Genomic DNA, 4,484 nt, shown 5'->3' with positions numbered 1-4,484 from the left:
GCTCCGCCCCCGCCGCCCCCTGCCCGCTGTCTGTAGCCTCGCTGTGATCCAGACTGGACCGGCGTCGCCCGCCTCTGCGCGGCGCCGCGCTTCAGCATTCGTGGAGTCAAGTTCGTCGTAGGCTTCGACCGGCGGGTGGTTGGCCAAACTCTAGAGCCTTTCCGGATCAGATGGACTCATCCGATCCGGACAAAAGGGCTCGCTCTTCATATGTTTAGAGCGTGACGAGCGCTTCAACCGGTATCCACTTGAAGCTGTCACGCTCTAGGCGAGCCCGAGCGCGCGGGCCGCCCGTTCCGCGAGGATGTCGAGGCTATGCAGCGCCACAATGACAACCGGGAATGCAAAGAGCGCTGAGGTCACGGCGATCGCGTTAGCTTCCACTGGCGGCTTGTCCGTCGCACCCGGACTCGGGTCGAACCACATCACCTTGATCAGTTTCAGATAGTAGAACGCCGCGACCACCGAGCCGACGAGACCGAACACGGCCGGCCCCCAGAGACCAGCGTCCAGGGCCGCCTTGAACACATAGTATTTTCCGAAGAAGCCCGAGAAGGGTGGCAGGCCCAGAGCCGACAGCGCAAACACCGTCATGGCCAGTGCGATCGCCGGACGCTCCTTGATCAGGCCCGCCATGTCCTGCAGCGTCTCCATCGACCGACCGCCGCGCGACAGCGCCGCCAGACAGGCGAAGAAGCCTGTAACATCGATCATGTAGAGCACCATGAACATCAGCATGGCCTGTGCGCCCTCGGTCGTTCCCGACGAAAGGCCGAGCACCGCGTAGCCGATATTGGCGATCGAGGAATAGGCCCACAGCCGCTTCAGATTGCTTTGAACCAGGCCCGCGAACGCCCCCACAGCGACCGAGGCCATAGCCATGATGATCAGGATCTGCTGCCACTGATCCGCCGCGGTCGCAAAGCCGTCGCCCAGCACACGGGCGAACAGCACCATGGCGGCCAGCTTGGGCGCAGCGGCGAAGAAGGCCACGATCGGCGTGGGCGCGCCTTCATAGACGTCGGGCGTCCACATGTGGAAGGGCGCAGCCGAGACCTTGAAGGCGATGCCGCAGATGAGGAACACCAGGCCGAACAAGAGCCCTGTGTTTTCCGGAGCGCCGGCCGCTTGCGCGATCTCGCTGAAGTGGGTCGAGCCCGCGAACCCGTAGATCAGGCTGGCGCCATAAAGCAGCAGTCCCGACGAAAGGGCGCCGAGGACGAAGTACTTCAGGCCCGCTTCCGACGCCTTGGCATTGTCACGATGCATTGCGGCCAGGACGTAGAGCGCCAGGCTCTGCAACTCGATGCCGATGTAGAGGGAGATCAGGTCGCCCGCTGACACCATCATGCCCATGCCGAGCGCGGCGAGGAGCACCAGAACCGGGAATTCAAACACCTTTACGCCACGCCGCTCGAACCAAGGCTGGGCCAGCGGGATCGCGACAGCTGATGCAAGATAAATCGCCACCTTGGCGAAGGTGGCGGCCGCATCAGAAATCAAACCGCCGCCAAAAGCGACGCCGAAGGGCTGGGTCGCCGTGGCGATGGTGGCCCCCAGCAGCACCAGGACACTGGCCCAGCCCACCATGCGGGTCTGCGCGGGAGCAAAGGCACCCACGACCAGCAGCGAAAGGGCGCCGATCGCAAGGATCAGTTCCGGAATGGCCAGGGCGAGATTGGCGGAAAACGTCATGGGTGGGCACCGCCGATGGCCGCCTGGTAGACCCGCACCAGCTGGTCCACCGAAGCCGACGTCAGGTCGAACACGGAATTGGGCTGAAGGCCAAGATAGAGGGTGCCGACGACCAGCGGCGCAAAGATCGCAATCTCTCGCCAGTTGAGGTCGGTGATGGTCTCGAGCTTGGGATTGGTGATCGTGCCGAACACCACAGACCTGTAGAGCGTCAGCATGTAGACCGCCGACAGGATCACGCCGGACGCCGCCACGATCGCCGTCCAGGTCGAGACCTGATAGACGCCGACCATCGTCAGGATTTCCCCGACAAACCCGCTGGTGCCCGGCAGACCGACGTTGCCCATGGCGAACAGCATGAACACCGCAGCATAGACCGGCATCCGGGTGACAAGCCCGCCGTAGAACTTGATCTCACGGGTGTGCATCCGGTCGTAGATGACGCCGACGCAGAGGAACAGTGCACCCGAGATCAGCCCGTGGCTTAGCATCTGATAGATCGCACCCTGTTCACCCTGGGCGTTGCCGGAGAAGATGCCCATGGTCACGAGGCCCATGTGAGCCACCGACGAGTAGGCGATCAGCTTCTTCACATCCGTCTGCCGGAACGCGACCAGCGAAGTGTAGACGACGGCAATGGCGCTCAGCCCGAAGACCAGAGGGGCAAACAGGTCAGACGCATTGGGGAACATCGGCAGGCTGAAACGCAGGAAACCATAGCCGCCCATCTTCAGTAGGATGCCCGCCAGAAACACCGAGCCCGCCGTTGGCGCTTCCACGTGAGCGTCAGGAAGCCAGGTGTGCACCGGCCACATCGGCATCTTGACCGCGAAGGAGGCGAAGAAGGCCAGCCATAGCCAAGTCTGCACATTCGGATCGAAGTGGTGGGTCATCAACTCCGGGATCGAGCTCGTGCCGGTCGTCCCAATCATAAAGAGGATCGCGGCCAGCATGAGCACAGAGCCCAGCAGGGTGTAGAGGAAGAACTTGAAGGCTGCGTAGACCCTACGTTGTCCGCCCCAGATGCCAATGATCAAGAACATTGGCACCAGGCCAAACTCGAAGAACGCGTAGAACAGCACCAGATCCAGGGCGCAGAACACGCCGATCACCAGCGTCTCCAGCAGCAGGAATGCCATCATGTATTCCGGTACGCGGGTCTCGATCGACTTCCACGAGGCCGCGATGCAGATCGGCATAAGGAAGGCGGTCAGCAGGACAAACAGCACCGAAATGCCGTCCACGCCCATCCGGTAATAGAGGCCAGCGAACCAGGGGGCCTCTTCGACAAACTGGAAGCCCGGATTCTTCGGGTCAAACTGCGCGACCAGCAGCACGGACAGCGCCAGGGTCACCAGCGTAGTCGCAAATGCGATCCAGCGCGACGCATTGTCGCCGGCGGCGCTGTCGGACTTGCCAAACAGGCGGACCAGCAGGATCCCGGCGACGCCCAGCAGCGGCGCGTAGGTGATGAGGGAGAGCAACGGCATGTCTGTCATCCCCCTCAGGCGGCCCAGGCCCAGAGGGCGAACGTCAGCAGGCCCGCGACGCCCAGCAGCATCACAAAGGCATAGTGGTATACATAGCCTGACTGCAGGCGCCCGGCGCCCTTGCCGAAGCGGACGGAGAGAGCGGCGACACCGTCAGGCCCGTAGCCGTCGATGATCTTCTGGTCGCCGCCCTTCCAGAACAAGTCGCCCAGCCATTTGGCAGCGCGCACGAACGTGGCGTTGTAAAGCTCATCGAAGAACCACTTGTTGTAGAAGAAGACGTAGAGCAGGCCCTGTTTGGCCGCCAGTTTCGCGCCCGTGCCTTCCCGCCAGATGTACATGTAAGCGGCCACCAGGAGGCCCAGCACCGACACAAGTATCGGCGTCACCATCACCCAGACCGGGAAGCTGTGGCCACCCTCGGCCCCATGCGTAGCCGGCAGCTTGAAGATGGCCCCACGCCAGAACTCCGAGCTGTGCTCGCCGATAAACTGGTGGTGGAAGGCAAAGCCCGCGCCGATAGCGCCGATGGCCAGAACAATCAGCGGGATCCGCATCGTCCAGGGGCTTTCGTGCGGCTTGTAGTCGTGGTCGCTGTGACCGTGGCCGTGATCGGCATGCGCATCGTCGTGACCGTGGTCATGGTCGCGATTATGCCAGTGGTGCTCGAGGTCCTCGGACGTCCAGCGGGCGGTCCCGTTGAACGTGAAGAACGCCACACGCCAGGAATAGAATGCTGTCAGGCCGGCCACCAGGATGCCCACCGCAAAGGCGAAGTAACCCATGGGATGGCCTGCGCCGCCGGCCTCATAGGCTGCGTGGATGATCGCGTCCTTCGAGTAGAAGCCGGCGAAGCCCCATTCCAGATAGGGAATTCCAAGGCCGGTGATCGCGATGGTGCCGATGGTCATCACCACGAAGGTCCACTTCATGTAGGGCATCAAATGGCCATAGCGGCGCATGTCCTGTTCGTGGGCCATGCCGTGGATCACCGAACCCGCCCCCAGGAACAAAAGCGCCTTGAAGAAGGCGTGGGTGAACAGGTGGAACATGGCGGCGTCATAAGCGCCCACGCCGGCGGCGAAGAACATGTAGCCGAGCTGGGAACAGGTCGAGTAGGCGATCACGCGCTTGATATCGTTCTGGGTCAGGCCAACCGTCGCGGCGAACAGCGCGGTCACCGCCCCGATGACGGTCACGATGTTCTTGGCCACCGGCGCGTACTCGAACATCGGCGACAGCAGGCAGACCATATAGACCCCCGCCGTCACCATGGTCGCGGCGTGGATCAAAGCCGAG

The 4,484-nt window shown here is 62.7% G+C and carries 3 protein-coding genes; all 3 read right to left on the bottom strand.

Annotated elements, in window-relative coordinates:
* Positions 1-264: 264 nt before the first annotated feature.
* Entirely contained in the window at positions 265-1,695 is a 1,431-nt protein-coding gene (gene nuoN / locus ACIQ42_RS16275; RefSeq protein WP_397423294.1) for an NADH-quinone oxidoreductase subunit NuoN, read from the bottom strand.
* Positions 1,692-3,203: an NADH-quinone oxidoreductase subunit M gene (locus tag ACIQ42_RS16270; protein ID WP_397423295.1), complete on the bottom strand. Its 1,512-nt coding sequence runs from the start codon at positions 3,201-3,203 to the stop codon at positions 1,692-1,694. The genes nuoN and ACIQ42_RS16270 overlap by 4 nt, the downstream gene beginning before the upstream one ends.
* Positions 3,200-4,484: NADH-quinone oxidoreductase subunit L (locus ACIQ42_RS16265; RefSeq protein WP_397423293.1), on the bottom strand; the 1,285-nt coding region annotated here is incomplete at its 5' end. The genes ACIQ42_RS16270 and ACIQ42_RS16265, both read right to left, overlap by 4 nt.

Origin of the sequence: Phenylobacterium sp. (assembly GCF_044372605.1) — a bacterium.
Lineage (GTDB): Bacteria > Pseudomonadota > Alphaproteobacteria > Caulobacterales > Caulobacteraceae > Phenylobacterium.
This window is presented reverse-complemented; position numbering and strand designations above follow the sequence as displayed.